The organism is Enterococcus sp. DIV0755f (assembly GCF_051713725.1).
GTDB lineage: Bacteria > Bacillota > Bacilli > Lactobacillales > Enterococcaceae > Enterococcus_D > Enterococcus_D casseliflavus.
Genome location: NZ_JBIOQL010000001.1, coordinates 875,803 through 894,160 on the forward strand (window position 1 = coordinate 875,803; position 18,358 = coordinate 894,160).

The following is an 18,358-nucleotide window of genomic DNA, read 5'->3' on the forward strand; positions in this document are numbered from 1 at the left end:
TTTTTTGAGATAAGGAGGAAGCGAAGGCAATCAGAGTTTTTCTGTGCACTCGTCGAAATAAAAAAACATTATTTTCACTTTACTTGTATCAAATTATTGTTTGAGCCAACGGGCGAGCTGCTGAAACACCATTTGGACTTGCGGCTCCTCGACGTTTTTCAAAAAGTCGTGGGGCAAATCATAGACAGGGACAAATTTGCTTTTAGGCACTTTCTTCAAACCTTTGCTGTAGCGAAAAGGAACTTCCTCATCGGTACTGCTGGCACTGCTGAAAATTGGAGGAAATTGAGCAAGCAGCTCAGGATCAATGGCATAGTCAGAAAGAGCTTCAGCTGTTAGACCATAGATCGTGGTGAGTTCTTGCTGTTGAACCCAATAAACATAAGGCAAATAGCGCTGAAACTGCGGATCATCCCAAACGATCTCGGTTTGATCCAAAGAAGGGACTTGCTCTTTGCTTAAGAGCGGCTGCTGCAAGACTCGTTTGTTTTCAATAAAAGAAAGATCGGTATACCCATAAAAGTTGACCAGTTTTTCAGGCAATCTCTGTTGTTCCTTCAGTAATTGCTGGGTCAGCGCCAGCATCAAATAACCGCCAGCTGAGCGTCCGCAGAAACAAAACGGGTTATCTTTAAGCACAGTTGCTTGTAATTCTTGAAAATTTTGCCAGTTCAGCGCCAAAATCTCCGCTAACGAGGAATTGGGCGCCAGTAAATAATCGACTGTGAGGACGCTGTATTGCTGCTCTTGAAATAGTGCGATCAGTGATGCGGGAATGTCTTGACGGGTTCCATAAACAAAACCGCCGCCGTGAAAGTAAATCACGTATTTCTCCGAAGCAGGATAAAGGGACACCGAAGCACCGGTGGTCAATTGCCATTCTTTTTTCATTTTGCTTGACTCCTTTTCTGAAGCTCTAATAAATAGGTGCCGATCTCGTAATTGACTAATTGGATCGGACTTGTCAGATCGATCTCTAGTAGCTGTTCGATTTTGCTTAGCCGATAACGAATCGTTTTGGCATGAAGAAACAAGGTTTCAGCCGTATTTTTGTAATTGCGATTCGTGATAAAAAAGGTATACAGCGTTTTGAATAGCTCTTCATTTTCTTCCGAGAGTTGATACAGCTTCGGGGGAATGCTTTGCTGCAGCTTTTCCAGTTGGTTCTCCTTGATAAAGGAACTAAAGATACCTAAGTCGCTATAGGCAATGATCGGCGCCAAATAAAACTGCCGATTGAAGCGGATCGCATCCAAACACTCTGGCAGGATCTCTTTGATCTGTTCCTTGCGCAAGACTTCGCTGACCACCAAGCAGCCATGTTCATCGGCTAACAGGGCATCATCAAAATGTGTCTGCAGCATCTGTTTCGTCACCTGATGGGCGATCGATTGGAAATTATAGAGGATCACCAAATAATTGTGGTGTTCAAAAAAGACATGAGGTGTTTTCAACGCCCGCAGCTTGTGCAAAACGACGGACTTACGCTCCTTATCTTTAAAGCTGTTGGAAGCAAAGGCGATGCCTTGGTAGAAATCGTAGCGATCCAGTTGCGCTTCTTCTAACAAAAGATCCAGCTCAGCCAAATTACTAGGAGTGTTTTGTAAGATCGCATCGGCCAGATTGTTCATGCGATTGTAGCGTTCTTTCTTCAACAAATACTCCATTTGGAGGCGTTCATAAATGACGTCGATCACATTTTCAATGATCATGACTTTTGCCTCAGGAATCTGCGAATCTTTCTGATAAACGATCAAGGTACACAGATCATTGTAAGGATTGATGATCTCTACTTTTATGGCGGTCACATATTGATTGTTCTCATGAGAAAATAATTCCAAATATTCGTAGTGGTTCTTGGTAAACTCGATGGTTTTCATGGGTTCTTGTTTGGTCACCACGAAATTCTTAAAGGATTGACCGACGGACACATGCACATCTAAATGAGGAATGCGCAACGAACAAGGCTTTTCGATCAATTGATAGAACTCCTGCATGATCTGATCGAAAGAAGAGTGGTTGCGCTCAACTTTCATGAAGCGCTGGCGAACTTCGTAATAGGTACGCAGCAGCTGGGTTTGGTGATTTAGCAATGGTTCGTAAACCGCTAGCATGATGGCTTCATAGCTGACTTCTTGCTGCACTTTGATCAAAGGGATCTGATAAGCAAAGCTAAGTTCGATCACCCAATCTGGGATCATAGGGATCAAGCGATCCACTTTGATCACTAAACCGCTGACACCGATTTGCTGCATTTTTTCAAAAAAAACACGCAGTTCCTCAGGGGATTGGTCTTTGAAGGCATAAAAAGAAGTCAAAATTAATTGATGGGCTTTGCTCCACTTCTCAATGTCCATCGCTTCCAGCACCATGACGGAACCAACGGAATTTGTTAAACCAATGGAGCCAGTCAGGACTTTACTTTTTTCAAAAAGCGGCAGTTCAACCAATTCTTTTAATTTCATAAAACGCTCCTTTTTTCTCTTTTGGATAAAAAGTATAGCATTTTTTTAGAACTTTATCCAATGAAAACGCAAACAAGGCTCGTTAGAATGAGAGTATAAGAAAAGGAGGAGAACAAATGCTGCACACAGTAATCTTAAAGAATAACTACCAAGATTCCATTAACTTAATGCTGCTGACGAATACGATCAATGATCTAGGCGATGTCGAAATGAGTCAAATCATGATGGGGACGGATGCAAACAAAGACATATTAAATAACACTGGCTTGCTTTCTGAAGAGGCTGAAGGTGCTTCACCCAACGATATGATGATCGTAGTCGATAGCCAAAACGAACAGATCATGGATCAAGTAATGCCAGCGATCGATTCATTTTTAGCTGATCTTTCAGCAAAAGATCAAGGCAAAGAAACGCCAGCGGCGGCTTCATGGCAAGAAGCCTTGAGCGCAATGCCAGATGCCAATGTTGCACTATTTAGTATTCCTGGGGAATATGGCGCAGCCGAGATGGAAAAAGCCTTGAAAAATGACTTGCATGTTTTCTCGTTTACGGACAATGTCGCTATCGAAGATGAAGTGCGTTTGAAAAAGCTGGCTCATGAAAAAGGCTTATTGATGATGGGGCCAGACTGTGGGACCGGTATTATTTCCAGCATTCCGATTGCCTTCACGAATGTCGTGGCACCAGGAAACATCGGCGTCGTTGGTGCCTCTGGTACGGGGATTCAAGAAGTGACGACGATCATTGACCGATTAGGCGGTGGTGTCGTTCATGCCATTGGGACCGGCGGACGTGACTTAAGCGACAAAGTTGGGGCGATCACTGTCAAAGATGCCATCGTTGCTTTAGAAAATCATGAACCGACAGATGTGATTTGCGTGATCTCGAAACCACCTGCAAAAGAAGTGCGGGATGAAGTCGTTCAATTGCTGCAAAGTATCAGCAAACCAGTGGTAGCGATTTTCTTAGGAGAAAAACCAGAAGCCCATGAAGGAAAAGTCTATTTGGCACATACTCTGGAAGAAACAGCGCGCATCGCTGTTGATCTTGCCAATGAAGAACCCGTCAAAGCGAACTATTTTGAACGCGTGGCAACCCCAGATGTGCCCAAACTCGCTGAAGACAAAGTGGTCAAAGGTCTTTATTCTGGCGGTACATTAGCTGCCGAAGCAGGAATGCTGATCTCCGAAGCCTTGAATCTAGAAGGCCTTGTAAAACAAGAAGGCTATATCTTGCATTCCCACGGCTATGATGTGATCGACCTTGGTGATGATATCTATACCCAAGGCAAACCGCACCCAATGATCGATCCTGAAGTGCGCATTAAAAAAATCGAAGACTATGCGCAAGATGAGCAAACCGGGGTCATTTTATTTGATGTGGTGTTAGGTTACGGCGCACATGCAGATATGGTAGGTGCACTGTTACCAGCCATCGAAGCTGCACAGCAAACAGCCCAAGCAGCTGATCGCGCGCTGTACTTTGTTGCTACCGTCTGCGGAACTGAAAAAGATCCGCAAAACTATCAAGAAGCAGTCAACCGTTTGAAAGCAGCTGGCGTCTATGTGGCACCAAGCAATGCTCAAGCAGTGCAATTAGCCCTCGCCTTAAAAGGGGCGACTCTTTCTGAAGCAGACAAAGCGGTCAATGACTATACTGGTAGCAAAGTTGAGGTGCCGACAGTTAGCGAGAAAGTGATGGAGCTGTTGACCACCAAACCACGGATCATCAATGTTGGCTTGCAAAGCTTCAATGAATCGATCCTGCAATATGGCGGGAAAACAGAACAATTTAACTGGCGTCCTCGTGCCAACGGCAACAAGAAAATGATCCGCATTTTAGACGCGTTAGAAGAATTTGACGAAAAAATCACAGCTGAAAACCAAGCAGTGACGGATAAAATCAAAAATGCCCAACCATTCTTGATTGATGTCGTTCCAGCTAAATCAGTGATCGCTGAATTAAACGAAAGCCAGAAAACCTTGCTGCATGCAGGACCGCCGATCCAATGGTCGGAAATGACGGGACCGATGCAAGGGTCTTGTATCGGCGCTGCCTTGTTTGAACGCTGGGCGAAGGATGAAGACGAAGCCCGCCGCTTACTCGAAAGTGGGGAAGTCCGCTTTATGCCATGTCACCATGTCCAGGCAGTTGGACCAATGGGGGGAATCACTTCTGGGAATATGCCTGTCTTTGTGGTTGAAAACCGCCTTGTCGGCAACAAAGCCTACTGTATTTTGAACGAAGGGATCGGTAAAGTCTTACGATTTGGTGCCTATTCACAAGAAGTCATCGATCGTTTGGATTGGATCAAAGACGTCTTAGGACCAACCATTGCCAGGGCATTGCAATTAACAGAAGAAGGCATCAACTTGAATGTATTGATTGCCCGGTCGATCACAATGGGGGATGAATTCCATCAACGAAATATTGCAGCATCATTGAACTTTTTGAAAGAAATCGCGCCGTTGATCATCCAAACAGAGATCGATGAAAAGCAAAAATATGAAGTGATCAAGTTCTTAGCAGATACCGATCAGTTCTTCTTGAATATCATGATGGCAACCGGGAAAGCCATCGTTGACGGTGCCCGTGTCGATGCCAAAGGAACGATCGTGACCACCATGACGAGAAACGGTGTTAACTTTGGGGTTCGTGTCGCCCAAACAGAAGACCAATGGCATACTGCACCAGTTAATACGCCGAAAGGTTTGTACTTTACTGGGTTTACCGAAGCAGATGGCAATCCTGATATTGGGGACAGTGCCATTACTGAAACCGTCGGCGTCGGAGCAATGGCGATGGTAGCCGCACCAGGGGTAACACGCTTTGTCGGCGCTGGGGGCTTTGAGGATGCGCTGGAAACTTCCAACGAAATGGCAAAAATCTGTTTCGGTCATAATCCGACCTTCTCGATCCCAACATGGGACTTCCAAGGGACTTGTTTGGGGATCGACATCCGTAAAGTCGTTGAAACAGGCATCACCCCAATCATCAATACTGGGATTGCCCATAAAGAAGCAGGTGTCGGTCAAGTTGGCGCAGGCACGGTGCGTGCACCGTTAGGCTGTTTTGAAAATGCCTTGACGGCTTATGCGAAGGATCTGGGGATCGATGTTGACTGAGAAAATCAAAATCAGTGATTATCTAGACCCATTGCAACGATTTGGTCGTATCGGTCGGGTGCATAGCGTGTTTGATCGTTCATTCAATGTGATGATCGGGCAGCAGCTGGTCAATATCAACAACTATCGCAACTATTTGACTGGCTTCGGGGTCTTTTTACCCGATGCATTGTTTGAACAAGTCTTGCCTTTGATCGAAGTCGGCAATCGCGTGCAAGTCCGAGAGCATGGTCTGACCTTTTACAGCACAAAAGGAACATTTTCTCTTTCATTAGAGGAGAAAGAATTGGTTTCGCTGCAGGTGAAGGAGTTATCCTTCACCTCAGCGGAATTGCAGCTTTTGAAAGAAATACTGCTTCAACAAGAACTAGAAACCAAGATTGGGTTGCCAGAAGATGAGAAAACCCAAGCAGTGTTTGCGGCATTGCGGCAGTCTGTCTCAGATTGGGAACCAATCATTGACCACCTGATTGGTCGCGGCAAAGGATTGACACCTAGCGGCGATGATCTTCTCGTTGCCTATCAAGCGATGCTCTATGCCTTGCAGCAGCCAGAAGCCGAAACGTTAGCGCAAGCATTGGCAAAACCGCTGTCTACGACGGATGTCAGCCTTGCATATATTCAAAGTGCCAGTCAAGGGTATGTCAATTCGGTAATGCTGCAATTATTTAAAGACTTAAAAAAGCAAAACCCACAGGTTATTGAAAAAGATGTGCAGCAGTTGATGTCCGTTGGTCATTCGTCAGGCAAAGATCTTAGCTTTGGGTTGTTGTTAGCGTTGGAGTCATTGTCACTTGAGGAGAAAGAATAGAAAAGGGGAGAAATCATGGAAATCAGTAACCAGAAAGATGCGGTCAAAGTAAGCAATTCTTACTGGAAAAAAGTCGTTGCTATTTTCTTTGTCGGCTGGATTTTAATGTACGCCACACGGACGATCTTCAATCCAATCATGGGTGTGATCGGTGAAGAATTCAATTTAAGTAACACACAACTAGGACTTGCCAATAGTATTTTCTTTTTGACTTATGCCGTTGCGCAAATTCCTTTTGGGATCATCGGCGACAAAATCGGTCGCAAATTAGTGATCGCTCTAGGCTTTGTTTTATTGGCGGTGACTACGTACTTCAGTGGGCTAGCCACAAGCTTTGTTTTGTTTTTATTGATTCGTGCCATTGCAGGGATTGGTCAAGGTGCCTATTACGGTCCGCAATACGCATTGTCTACCGAAGCGATTCCCGACAACAAACGAACCGTCGGAAATGCCATTATCAACAGTGGGATGGCGTTTGGAACGTCTGGCGGGTACTTGCTTTCTAGTAAATTGGTCTTGGATAACGGGGGCCATTGGAGCCAACCCTTCTTCCTAATGGCAATTCCGACCTTGATCGTCGGTGTCTTGTTCTATTTTGTTTTGAAAGAAAAAGTGATTCGTCCAGAAGATGAAGGACAAGAAATAAAAGAAGAAGGGCCGAAAGAAAAGATTTCCTTGAAGCAGATTTTTTCAAACCGCAATCTCGTGGCAGCCTTTGTTCTATGCTTTACCAGCATTTATGCAAACTTTGTGATCATTACTTGGCTGCCGCAATTCTTGATTGCCGAGCGTGGTTTTGAAGGGGCGAGTGTCGGCTTTATTGCTTCCTTAGTCCCATGGGCATCAATTCCAGGTGCGTTGATTTTTGCTCGATTGAATGATAAAACGGGCGCAACGAAAAAATTAGTCTATTTATTGGTCCCATTGGCGACCCTTTCCGTATTTGCCATTGCCTTTGTAACGGATCGTACCTTATTGATCACTGTCTTGATTTTGTATGGATTGACTGGCAAGCTGGCGCTTGATCCAATCGTCGTGACCTTTGTGACGAAAAACGCACCAAAAGGCGCCTTAGGAACGACTTTGAGTGCTTATAATTTTATCGGGATGTCGGGGTCGATCTTAGCACCTTATGTTACTGGCTTTTTAGCCGATTCTTTAGGATCGATGCAAGTCGGGTTTTACCTGTCTTGTCTATTACTGCTGATCGGATTAGGTGTTTTTGCCGTATTAGCAAAGGAAAATCAGAAGGAGAGCATAAAATGAGTTTGAATGTGATCGCGTTAGGCGGCAATGCTATTTTAGATAAAGACCCTAGTGATGAAGGACAAAAAGCAGTTGTTGCGCAAGCAGCACGTTATATTGCCGATTTTGTCGAAAAAGGGGAAAAAGTCATTGTTTGTCACGGCAATGGACCACAAGTCGGCAACTTACTGTTGCAGCAAAAAGCAGGGGAAAGTGAAAAAAATCCCCAATTGAAATTAGACAGCTGCGTGGCTATGACCCAAGGAAGTATCGGTTATTGGCTGCAAAATGCCTTGATCAATGAGTTCGCCACACGTCAAGCACATCCTTCGGTGATCTCATTAGTCACCCAAGTTCGTGTCGATCCAGCAGATCCATCCTTTGAGAAACCTTCCAAACCAGTCGGACCTTTTTATAGTGAAGAGGAAGCCAATGCTGCGATGGCAGCCAATGGCGGGGTATATCAAGAAGATGCTGGGCGTGGTTACCGGAAAGTGGTTCCATCCCCGAAACCGCAAGAAATCGTTGAAAAAGAAGCCATCAAAACATTGGTCGATGCTGGTGTGATCACGATTTGCGCCGGTGGTGGTGGCGTACCTGTCGTTCGCAACGACAATGGGTTTACTGGCGTGGAAGCCGTCAACGACAAGGACTTTACCGCTAGTGTCTTAGCAAAAGACGTGCAGGCCGATCGCCTAATCATTTTGACTGGTGTCGACAATATCTACATCAATTACAACCAGCCGAATCAGCAAGCCTTAGGGGAAATCAGTGTGGCACAAGCCAAGGGCTACATCGAGGAAGGCCATTTTGCAGCGGGCAGTATGTTGCCAAAAATAGAAGCTGCGATTGATTTTGTTGAAGAAGATGCAGCCAGAACCGCGATTATTACCTCAATCGAAAAGTTAGCTGAACTGGATCAGCATACAGGAACCATACTTCGAAAATAAAGAGGGGATCAAAGTGAAAGCAAAAAAACTACCGATGGTGACGCAGATCGTTATTGCCGTTCTACTAGGGATTCTTTGCGGTTTGTTCTTTGGGCCAGCCGCTTCGTTCCTAAAAATTTTGGGCGATCTTTTCTTGCGTCTGATGCAAATGGCGATCCCATTATTGATCGTTGGCCAAATCATTCAAGCAGTTGGGGGGATTGCCCCGAAAGAACTCACTCGTTTGGGTGGAAAAACGATCGCTGTCTTTGGGATTTCCTCCTTATTCGCTGCTGCATGGGGCGTGCTGATGGCGCTCTTCTTTGCTCCAGGCAAAGGGATCGACTTTTCACAAGCTGCCGGCGAACCTCTGCAAGCACAAGAAATTTCTATATCAGAGACAGTGATCAACTTTATTCCCACGAATATTTTCGATGCGTTGAGTAAAGGGTCAATTATTCAAATCATCGTTTTTGGGTTATTTTTTGGTGTTGCCCTCAATCGCTTTATACAAAAGAAACCTGAGTCAGCTCTTTATGGGCTGATCGTGGATCTGAATGAGGTCGTCATTGCCATCATTCGTTACGTGATGATCGTGGCACCAATCGGTATTTTTGCTTTGATCGCTTCAACGATCAGCTCCCTGGGCTTGCAGATCATTTTGCCATTAGGCAGCTATTTGCTTGTCTACGGTCTAGCCACCGTCACGTTCCTTGGGCTGTGGCTAGTCTTGTTGACCGTGTATTGTCGGATCAATCCGTTACGATTGATCAAAAATATGAAAAATATGTCGGTCATGGCATTGGCGACAACCTCCTCTGCCATCACGCTGCCGATCGCTATGGAAGAATCCCAGAATAAATTAGGACTCAGTAGCCGCATCACCAATTTGGTATTGCCGTTAGGGATGTCTTTGAACAGCAATGGGTCAGCGATGCATATGGCGATTACAGTCATGACGATCGCCCAAATGTATCAAATCAACTTTGACGGGATCCAAATGGTGACGGTGGCTGTAACTGCGACTTTCGTTTCTTTAGCCAATGCAGTTGTTCCCGGAGCGGGGTTAGTTTCCTTGGCAATCATTGTTCCCCAGCTCGGTTTACCAATCGAAAGCATTGCGCTATTTGCTGGTGTCGAATGGTTTGTTGGCATGCTGCGGACGATCTTGAACGTGAACTCAGACGTCTATTCAGCGCTTTTGATCGCTAAGTCAGCCGATGAACTCGATCATCGCGTGTTTAATCAATAAGAGAAGCCGTTGCCAAGCGTGCTTCTCTTTTTCTAAGGAGGAGAAAAGATGGAAGAAATGAGCAGACGTTCTCTGCTGGAATTAGAAGCATTGATGAAAAAGAAACTCTTGGCTGCTGGTTTGCCAGAAGCCGCTGCCAGTGAAACAGCGGCGCATTTGACCTTTGCGGATGCTTGCGGGATCCATTCTCATGGTGCCGTGCGGATGGACTACTATGCCGAGCGCTTAGTAAAAGGCGGCATCACGCTAGAACCAAACATGTCTTTTGAAAAAACAGGCGCCGCTACTGGAATTTTTCACGGAGATAACGGCATGGGGCATTATGTGTGCAATGAAGCGATCGCGATCGCCATTCATCTGGCGAAAGAAGCAGGAATCGCTGCAGTAGGAATCGAGCAGACCAGCCATAGCGGGACGATGGCGTATTACGTCAAACAGGCTGCTGAAGCCGACTTAGTGGCGATCGCCATGTGTCAATCGGATCCGATGGCGGTGCCTTTTGGTGGGACCGAAAACTATTTTGGCACCAATCCAATCGCGTTTGCAGCACCACGAGCCAATCATCCGCCGGTGGTTTTTGATATGGCGACAACGGTTCAAGCGTGGGGCAAAATTTTGGACGCTCGCTCGAAGAAACAGCAGATCCCCGATACTTGGGCCGTAGACGAGCAAGGCTTGCCTACCACCGATCCCTATGCAGTCCAAGGATTATTGCCTATCGCTGGTGCCAAAGGGTATGGCTTAATGATGATGGTGGATATTTTAGCCGGCTCGATGTTGGGCTTGGCTTTTGGTAAACAGGTCACCTCCATGTATGCGGACTTGACGGAAAAACGCCGCTTAGGACAATTCCTTTTGGTGATCGATCCGTCTCGTTTTACGGACACCGAAACCTTCAAGCAAAGCATCGATCAGATGGTGACTGAGCTGCATGCAATCCCGCAAGTAAAAGGGCAATCACAAGTCTACTATCCTGGAGAGATCAGTCAAATACACTTTGAAAAAGCTCAGCAAGAAGGGGTCCTGATCCCCAAAGCGATCATCGATTATCTCGAAAGCGAAACCCTCCATTTTGATCGCTATGGGAGTCAAGATTCCTTTGCTAAATAAAGATCTGCAGAAGACGGTTGGTTCATAGGGGATTGAACCAACTTTTTTTTGCTGTGTGGAGCAAAGAGGATTTTTCCGTCAAAAAATCGCAGCTTTTTGACAGGAGCAGACGAATTCTTTGAGTTGGTTCATTTTTTTCAAAGCATTTCTTAAGCCATTTAACCTTTGATTGCTTGTTTTTTGGAATATGGTAGAATAGGTCGCATAAGTTTAGATCACTCAAGAAATGAGAGAAAAGCGAGGATGCAGCGTGGCAATGAATAAAGTGGTTCTTACTGGGAAAATCGCAGCGATGCCTAGTAAAGAAGCGTTTGATGCGGCGGACGATCAGGGCGTACGTTTTGATCTTGTCATTGTATCTCAATGGCAAAACAGTGAAGAAGTGCATCATGAATGGTTTGCTTGTGTCGTTCATGGGAAACAGGCAGAGACCTTTTTACGGTATACTCAAAAAGGAGCAAGTATCAAAATCAACGGACACTTGCAAGGCTGTCCGTATGAAACAGCAGAAGGGCAAAGATTTTGTGCGGCAGAAGTCGTGGTGGATACCTTTCAAATTTTAGAGTTAGCAGAAGAACCAGCGGCGCCTTTTCCTAAAAAGCGACCATCGACACTTGATGAACCGACGCAAACAAAGTCGATCCGTAATGAAAAAGATCCCCTAAAAACACAGATGCTGGAGTTTTTAAAAGACAATCGATTATTTTAATGACGAAACATGCGGAAAGCCACGGCTTCTCGCATGTTTTTTTACGTAGAAAAAGCATTGGCAAAATTCAACTATATCGGACTAGCGGTGTTCTTTATTGCGAATCAAAGAGGCGGTTGAATAGAATGGTGATTGTAATAAATGATCGCGAAAGTGAAAATAGTGTTTCACAAAAAGTGCCGATTGGTTTAGAATAGTTGAAACATATCTTGAGGGAAAAAGCGGCGCTTGCCTTGTTCAACTGCTAGATGCCGCTTTTTTCTGAAAAAATCGTTAATCAGGGAGGGATGTCGATGGGCAAACCAATTATAGGGATCGCTGCGAATGAAGTGCAAGATGCTGGCGATGTGCTGCATCATTTGCCGATCGCCTACACACCATTAGGGTATGTGCGAGCGATCCAGCAAGCGGGCGGACTGCCATTGCTCTTGCCAATCAGTGAGCCAGCTATAGCCAAGGACTATGTTTCACAGATCGATAAACTGGTGTTAGCTGGTGGACAAGATGTTTCACCCAAGTTTTATGGGCAGGAGGCCCATCAGGCAACTGGAAGCGGCTTTTTGGCACGGGATGAGTTTGAACTGGCGCTGATCGATGAAGCGCTGCTGCAAAAGAAACCAATTTTTGCGGTTTGTCGGGGGATGCAGCTGGTCAACGTGGCCTTTGGGGGCACGCTGCAGCAAGACATCAGTACCTTCAGTGAGATCATTCATATGCAGGCGCCGATTCCGAAAGAAGTGCCGACCCATGCCATCGCGACGGCTGAAAAAAGCATGTTGGCTCGTGTATACGGTCAAAAAACAAAGGTCAATTCCTTTCATCATCAAGCGGTGGATCGATTGGCTCGTCCATTGCAAAAGACAGCTTGGAGTCCTGATGGCATCATTGAAGGCATTGAACACGTGGGTCAGCGCTTGTTGGCGGTTCAGTGGCATCCTGACTTTGCCTATGATGCGCTTTTACAAGAACAAGCGGTTTTCAAGTATGTCGTTGATGTGTTGTAAGAAAGAGGGTCACGCAAGGAGGAGAAAAATGAAAAAGAAAATGATGGGTATCACTGCTTTCACAGTATTGGTTTTAAGTGCCTGCAGTACCACGAGTCCCACGACGGATTCTGGACAGCAAGAGGAGCAAGGCGCTGTTGCGCAAGAGATTCAAGTGTCAACCGCGGGCGCCTTATCGACCCTTGATAGCGGGCAATACACGGATGTCAACAGTTCCGATATGATCGGACAAGTGGCAGAAGGGTTATACCGTCTGGATCAAGAGGGGGATCCTGAGCTTGCGATGGCCGCTGAAGAGCCTACGGTATCAGAAGATGGACTGGTTTATACCTTCACCATTCGTGATGCAACATGGAGCAATGGCGATCCTGTTACAGCAGATGATTTTGTCTACGCCTTTCAATATGTTGCCAATCCAGAGAACGGTTCTAGCAGCAGCAATCAAATGGATGTGTTGAAAAATGGCAGTCAAGTACGTCAAGGAGATGCTGAGGTCAGTGAGTTAGGTGCCAAAGCATTGGACCAGCAGACGTTAGAGCTGACATTGGCAAGTCCGATCTCGTATTTGGATCAGATTCTGGTCGGGACACCTTTTATGCCAAAAAATCAGGCATTTGCTGAAGAAAAAGGCGCCGATTATGGGTTGTCAGCGGAAAATTTTGTCGGCAATGGCCCATTCTTGATCGAAGGGTGGAACGGGACAAACGAATCATGGACGTTAACGAAAAATCCTGATTATTGGGATGCTGAGAATGTCCAATTGACCAAGATCGACGTGCAAGTAGTGAAGGAAACGGCAACTGGTGTCAGCCTTTTTGAAACAGGAGAACTGGACTACACCACCTTAACGGATACGTACGCGCAGCAATACCAAAACTCAGCTCAAGCCAACTATGTGCCAAAGGCGCTGGTGGGGTATTTAAGTGCCAACCAAAAACGAGAAGTCACAGGCAATGTCAAGGTACGTCAGGCGATTTTACAAGCCATCGACAAAGAGGCATTTGCCGAAAATATCTTAGGTGACGGGTCCACTGCATTGAACGGCTTTGTGCCAAGCAACTTTGCCAAAGATCCTGAAACAGACCAAGATTTTCGTGAAGAAAATGGCGATTTACTGCCGTATGATCTAACAGCCGCACAAGCGCTTTGGGCACAAGCCAAAGAAGAGTTGGGACAAGACGAGATCACTTTGGAACTGTTGTCAGCAGATACAGCAGCAGCCAAGAAAACCATCGAATTTGTCCAAGGACAGTTAGAAACTAATTTGCCTGGATTAACCATCGATGCCAAGTCGATTCCTTTACAAAACCGCTTGGACTTGCAATCCCAAGGTGAATTTGATCTCGTCTTCGGGACTTGGACACCAGATTATGCGGATCCAATCAACTTCTTAGAATTTTATGATTCGACAGGTGGCTTGAATACCTCTGGGTATGCTAGTGAAAGGTACGACCAAGGGTTACAAGAAGCACGGACGACTTTAGCAAACGACCCAGCTGCCCGTTGGGACTTATTGAAAGAACTCGAGAAACAATTGATCGTTGAAGATACAGCCGTCTTGCCGTTATATCAAGGAGCGGTAGCGTATTTGAAAACAGATCGTTTGCAAGGGGTGCAAGTGTTTCCTTTTGGACGAACAGTATCCTATCGCCTAGCATCTGTCTCAGAATAAACAAGAAGTAAGAAAACAGAGGAACTTTTTTTCAACCAAGTGTGCTGACCAAACAACGCTTGTTGAAGAGAGGGGCATCTGTTTTTTTATTTTGCCAAATTCCTTGCAGCGCTTAGGATAAATCGAGAATTCGTTTTCAAAAAATAGTTGTTAAAAAGCGAGAAATTGAGAAACGCCTTTTTAGAAAAGTCAATCTTTTTGAAAAAAAATTAATAAAAGTTGTTGCATTCTCAGAAACTTATCTGTAAAGTGTTAGGTGTAGTCAGCAAAAATAAAAAGAGAAGGAGGGATTACGATGCAAAAAGTATTTGATAAAAAAACAACCAAATTGAATAAAGTGAATCCCTCATTCGGTAACCATTAGTGTACAGATAATGTCTATAATAACGACGTTTATGCTCTGTCCTTTTTCCGAAGGGACAGAGCTTTTTTTGTGTACTTTTTTAGAATGTGAGGGATAAAACATGAAGTATGTATTAAAACAATTAACAACGTATTTTAAAGAACATAAGGTGCGCTATACCTTTGTATTCGTCTTTATGGTGATCGCTAGTGCGATGTATGTCGCACCGATCTATATTCTGCGCTTGTTCATCGATGCGTTGATTCAAGATAATTTTGATTACTCCGTACTGATCCAATATGTGAGCCTCTTCGCGGGAGCTATCTTGTTAGGATATTTGGCGGAATTTGTTTGGACGTTTAATTTATTTATTGGTTCCTACGATCTGCAAAAACAATTACGGGAACAATTGATGAGCCACTTTCTCAAAATGGGGGCGCCGTTTTACCACCGTTTCCGAACAGGTGATTTAATGACTCGTTCCAGTGACGATGTCCAAGTGATGGGGATGACCATTGGGTATGGACTGATGGTTTTCTTAAATACTAGTTTGTATCTAAGCTTTATCGTAGCGATGATGGCTGGGACGGTTTCTTGGCTACTGACCTTGATTGCCTTGATTCCAATGCCGCTTTTAGCCTATTACATTTTCAAATGGGGCTCGCAAGTCGATAAGGCGTTTACGGAGGCGCAGAATTCTGTTTCTGAGATGAACAGTGAAGTGCTGGAGATCATTGATGGCATTCGGGTCGTCCGAGCTTATGGACTAGAAGGAGCCACCACGGAACAGTTTCAAAAGAAAACACTGGAAACACGAGCGAAAAACAATATCGTTTCTGAGATCGATTCCCGTTTTGGGCCGCTGATTACCATCATCTTAGCGATCAGTTTCGTGATGAGCTTTGGTGTGGGGGCGTTTCTTGTTGCCAACCAAACGATCACCATCGGTGCGATGGTCTCTTTCCAAGTGTACTTGACAATGGTCGTTTGGCCGATGATCTCAGCAGGAGATCTTGTGAATGTGATGCAGCAAGGTGCCGCATCCTGGCGTCGGATCAATGAAGTGCTGCAGACGGGAGATGAATTAGAAACGCCAGGTGAAGCCGACCTGCAAGCCATCAATACGATCCGTTTTGAAGCATACCATTTCCAATACCCGCAAGCAGCTCGTTATGTGTTAGAAGGTCTGGATTTGACGATTACTCGTGGAGAAGTCTTAGGGATCGTTGGGAAGACCGGCAGCGGAAAAACGACGCTGCTAAGACAATTCGGTCACCGCTATCCATACTCTGATCAAGTCCCCTTGATCAACGAGCAGCCGTTGACGGCCTATCAAACAACAGCAGTGCGCAACCACTTTGCAGAAGTACCGCAAGAACATACCTTGTTTTCACGAACGATTCGCGAGAACTTGTTATTCGGACAGCCAGACGCTTCCGAAGAAGTATTGTGGGAAGCACTGGAAGCTGCTTGCTTTAGCGAAGACATCAAGCGGATGCCAGAAGGGCTCGAAACGGTCGTCGGTGAGAAAGGCGTTTCCCTTTCTGGTGGACAAAAACAACGCTTGTCCTTAGCACGGGCGTTTTTACGAAACAGTGAAGTCCTCTTACTGGATGATGCCCTTTCGGCAGTTGATGCCAAAACGGAACAAGCCATCATCACGAATTTGAAAACGATGAAGCAGGCACCGACCTCCATCATCGTGACCCATCGATTGTCCGCCATCACCGAAGCGGATCAAATCATCGTCTTAGAAGACGGACGGATCACACAGCGTGGTACCCATCAGGAGTTGATCGAAACGCCAGGCTGGTACCAAGAGCAGTATTATCATCAACAGTTAAAGGAGGACGATACGAGTGTTCTCAACGATTAAACGTTTGCTCACGTACTTGAGCTATTATAAAAAACAATTTACCGTGGGTGCGATCTTGCTGTTGCTGGCTGCAGCGCTCGAACTGACTTCACCACTGATTGCCAAGCAGCTAATCGACCGAGTGATGACACCAGCGGTTAACAGTAGCAATTTAGACACGATGCTTTTGATCCAATTGCTCGCTGGGTATTTGCTGGTCAATTTGATTGGTTCCCTCTTTCGTTATATCAGCTTGCTGCAATTGCGAAAAATGTCCAACAGTATCGTCAAAAAAATGCGGGATCAGCTTTTTGACCATATGCACAAATTACCGGTTTCTTACTTTGACCAAATCCCAGCAGGTAAAGTCGTTGCACGAATCACGAATGACACCGAAGTCTTGCGGTCGAATTTCTACGTGATCGTGATCAGTAATTTGTTAAGCAACATCATCCAAATCATTGGTGCGTTTATTGCATTGTTTCTTTTGAACCGCACCTTAGGAGCAGCGATGCTGATTTTGATCCCGATTTTAGGAATCTGGCAGCATTTTTATACCAAATATGCTTCTCGTTACAATTTAGCAATGCGGGAATACATCTCACAAATCAGTGGGCAGTTGAATGAATTTGTCCAAGGAATGGCGATCATCCAAGCCTTCCAACGAGAAAATCAGTTGCAGAAAGAATTTAATGAAACAGTAGAGAAATGGTTCAAAACTGGACGTAAATACCTCTTGCTCGATTCAAGTATCGCTTGGGGATTAGGCAACTTGTTGCGAAATTCAACGATCTTGATTTTGATCACGACCTTGGCCGCCTTTTTCCTTGATGGCCGCTTGGCGATCTCAGCAGGCTTGCTGTATGCCTTTATTGATTACATCAACCGCCTGTATGATCCCATCGAAGGGCTTGTCCAAACCATCACCAATGTGCAGCAATCATTAGCTGCTGGACAGCGGGTCTTTGAGTTTGCTGATCAGCCGGTTGAAAAACAACAAAGTGAGCAGCTGACTGTCACGAATGGCGATGTTTCTTTCCAACAAGTGACCTTTGGCTACGACCCTGAGCAAGCGATCTTGCACGATATCAACTTTGACGTTGCCGCAGGAGAAACCATTGCTTTAGTTGGTCATACTGGTTCTGGAAAATCGAGTATTTTGAACCTGTTGTTCCGTTTTTATGATCCGCAGCAGGGAAAAATCGTTGTGGATGGACAAGTGATCGCTGATTATGATCGTCATAGTTTAAGAGATTCAATGGCGATCGTCATGCAAGATCCCTATCTATTTACTGGAACGATCGCCAGCAACATCGGGATGAACGATCCAACGATCACCGAAGCGATGATTATCGATGCCTTGAAACAAGTCGGCGCTGACTACCTTTTGAGCCGCTACGAAAAAGGCATCCATCATCCGGTCGTTGAAAAAGGCAATGAGTTTTCTAGTGGGGAACGCCAGCTGATCAGTTTCGCCCGTGCGCTGGTGTTTGATCCAAAAATCTTGATTCTGGATGAAGCGACGAGCCATGTGGACACTGAAACAGAGTCCATCATTCAAAAGGCGATGACCGTCTTGCAAAAAGGACGGACGACCTTTATGATCGCTCACCGTTTGTCAACGATCAAACAAGCCGATCAAATCTTGGTCCTAGACCAAGGGAAGATCGTGGAACGGGGAACCCATGCGAGTCTTGTCCAAGGGCAGGGAATCTATCAGCAAATGTATCAAATGCAGGCAGAGCAGCTGTAATCAGCGGTGATTGCCGACAACAGTAACCGTAAAAGAAAATCCTTGAGCCTCCTGCATGGGAAGTGGCTCAAGGATTTTTTATATA

At 45.4% G+C, this 18,358-nt stretch carries 13 protein-coding genes; 11 read left to right on the top strand and 2 right to left on the bottom strand.

The window, feature by feature from the left end; translation table 11 throughout:
* Window positions 1-93: 93 nt before the first annotated feature.
* Together IGI73_RS03990 and IGI73_RS03995 are read right to left on the bottom strand one after the other, a co-directional pair.
* Window positions 94-891: an alpha/beta hydrolase gene (locus IGI73_RS03990; RefSeq protein ID WP_008379212.1), complete on the bottom strand. Its 798-nt coding sequence runs from the start codon at window positions 889-891 to the stop codon at window positions 94-96.
* Window positions 888-2,465, bottom strand: a complete 1,578-nt coding sequence (locus tag IGI73_RS03995) for a PucR family transcriptional regulator (RefSeq protein ID WP_005225373.1) — start codon at window positions 2,463-2,465, stop codon at window positions 888-890. Before IGI73_RS03995 ends, IGI73_RS03990 begins: the two co-directional genes overlap by 4 nt.
* Before the next feature lie 116 nt (window positions 2,466-2,581).
* On the opposite strand from IGI73_RS03995, the gene fdrA reads away from it, so the two are divergent.
* From fdrA to IGI73_RS04050, 11 genes are all read left to right on the top strand, one after another.
* A complete protein-coding gene (gene fdrA, locus IGI73_RS04000; RefSeq protein ID WP_428206532.1) occupies window positions 2,582-5,590 on the top strand; it encodes an acyl-CoA synthetase FdrA in 3,009 nt (1,002 codons plus the stop codon).
* A complete protein-coding gene (locus tag IGI73_RS04005) occupies window positions 5,580-6,401 on the top strand; it encodes a DUF2877 domain-containing protein (RefSeq protein WP_428206531.1) in 822 nt (273 codons plus the stop codon). The genes fdrA and IGI73_RS04005 overlap by 11 nt, the downstream gene beginning before the upstream one ends.
* A gap of 15 nt (window positions 6,402-6,416) precedes the next feature.
* Window positions 6,417-7,667 (top strand): MFS transporter, encoded by a 1,251-nt coding sequence (locus IGI73_RS04010; RefSeq protein WP_428206530.1) that lies wholly within the window; start codon window positions 6,417-6,419, stop codon window positions 7,665-7,667.
* Window positions 7,664-8,596 carry a carbamate kinase gene (gene arcC / locus IGI73_RS04015; protein WP_008379201.1) on the top strand — a complete coding sequence of 311 codons (933 nt, stop codon included), beginning with the start codon at window positions 7,664-7,666 and terminating at the stop codon, window positions 8,594-8,596. The genes IGI73_RS04010 and arcC overlap by 4 nt, the downstream gene beginning before the upstream one ends.
* 13 nt (window positions 8,597-8,609) lie before the next feature.
* Window positions 8,610-9,827, top strand: a complete 1,218-nt coding sequence (locus tag IGI73_RS04020; RefSeq protein ID WP_428206529.1) for a dicarboxylate/amino acid:cation symporter — start codon at window positions 8,610-8,612, stop codon at window positions 9,825-9,827.
* Window positions 9,828-9,875: 48 nt separating this feature from the next.
* The gene (gene allD, locus IGI73_RS04025) at window positions 9,876-10,937 is read left to right on the top strand and encodes an ureidoglycolate dehydrogenase (RefSeq protein ID WP_428206528.1); all 1,062 of its coding nucleotides are present in this window, start codon (window positions 9,876-9,878) and stop codon (window positions 10,935-10,937) included.
* 226 nt (window positions 10,938-11,163) lie between these two features.
* The gene (gene ssb, locus IGI73_RS04030) at window positions 11,164-11,646 is read left to right on the top strand and encodes a single-stranded DNA-binding protein (protein WP_016610622.1); all 483 of its coding nucleotides are present in this window, start codon (window positions 11,164-11,166) and stop codon (window positions 11,644-11,646) included.
* 293 nt (window positions 11,647-11,939) lie between these two features.
* Complete coding sequence (locus tag IGI73_RS04035) at window positions 11,940-12,650, top strand: gamma-glutamyl-gamma-aminobutyrate hydrolase family protein (RefSeq protein ID WP_060791746.1); 711 nt, start codon at window positions 11,940-11,942, stop codon at window positions 12,648-12,650.
* 28 nt (window positions 12,651-12,678) lie between these two features.
* Complete coding sequence (locus IGI73_RS04040) at window positions 12,679-14,322, top strand: peptide ABC transporter substrate-binding protein (RefSeq protein ID WP_311956673.1); 1,644 nt, start codon at window positions 12,679-12,681, stop codon at window positions 14,320-14,322.
* 464 nt (window positions 14,323-14,786) lie between these two features.
* Window positions 14,787-16,541, top strand: coding sequence for an ABC transporter ATP-binding protein (locus IGI73_RS04045; protein WP_010747689.1), 1,755 nt, complete (start codon window positions 14,787-14,789; stop codon window positions 16,539-16,541).
* Window positions 16,525-18,273, top strand: coding sequence for an ABC transporter ATP-binding protein (locus IGI73_RS04050; RefSeq protein ID WP_005225384.1), 1,749 nt, complete (start codon window positions 16,525-16,527; stop codon window positions 18,271-18,273). Before IGI73_RS04045 ends, IGI73_RS04050 begins: the two co-directional genes overlap by 17 nt.
* The last annotated feature ends 85 nt before the right edge of the window (window positions 18,274-18,358 follow it).

Bases quoted from the DNA above. Each gene is read 5' to 3' on its own strand.
- IGI73_RS03990 (WP_008379212.1), bottom strand. From the start codon at position 891: ATGAAAAAAGAATGGCAATTGACCACCGGTGCTTCGGTGTCCCTTTAT.
- IGI73_RS03995 (WP_005225373.1), bottom strand. From the start codon at position 2,465: ATGAAATTAAAAGAATTGGTTGAACTGCCGCTTTTTGAAAAAAGTAAA.
- fdrA (WP_428206532.1), top strand. From the start codon at position 2,582: ATGCTGCACACAGTAATCTTAAAGAATAACTACCAAGATTCCATTAAC.
- IGI73_RS04005 (WP_428206531.1), top strand. From the start codon at position 5,580: ATGTTGACTGAGAAAATCAAAATCAGTGATTATCTAGACCCATTGCAA.
- IGI73_RS04010 (WP_428206530.1), top strand. From the start codon at position 6,417: ATGGAAATCAGTAACCAGAAAGATGCGGTCAAAGTAAGCAATTCTTAC.
- arcC (WP_008379201.1), top strand. From the start codon at position 7,664: ATGAGTTTGAATGTGATCGCGTTAGGCGGCAATGCTATTTTAGATAAA.
- allD (WP_428206528.1), top strand. From the start codon at position 9,876: ATGGAAGAAATGAGCAGACGTTCTCTGCTGGAATTAGAAGCATTGATG.
- ssb (WP_016610622.1), top strand. From the start codon at position 11,164: ATGAGAGAAAAGCGAGGATGCAGCGTGGCAATGAATAAAGTGGTTCTT.
- IGI73_RS04035 (WP_060791746.1), top strand. From the start codon at position 11,940: ATGGGCAAACCAATTATAGGGATCGCTGCGAATGAAGTGCAAGATGCT.
- IGI73_RS04040 (WP_311956673.1), top strand. From the start codon at position 12,679: ATGAAAAAGAAAATGATGGGTATCACTGCTTTCACAGTATTGGTTTTA.
- IGI73_RS04045 (WP_010747689.1), top strand. From the start codon at position 14,787: ATGAAGTATGTATTAAAACAATTAACAACGTATTTTAAAGAACATAAG.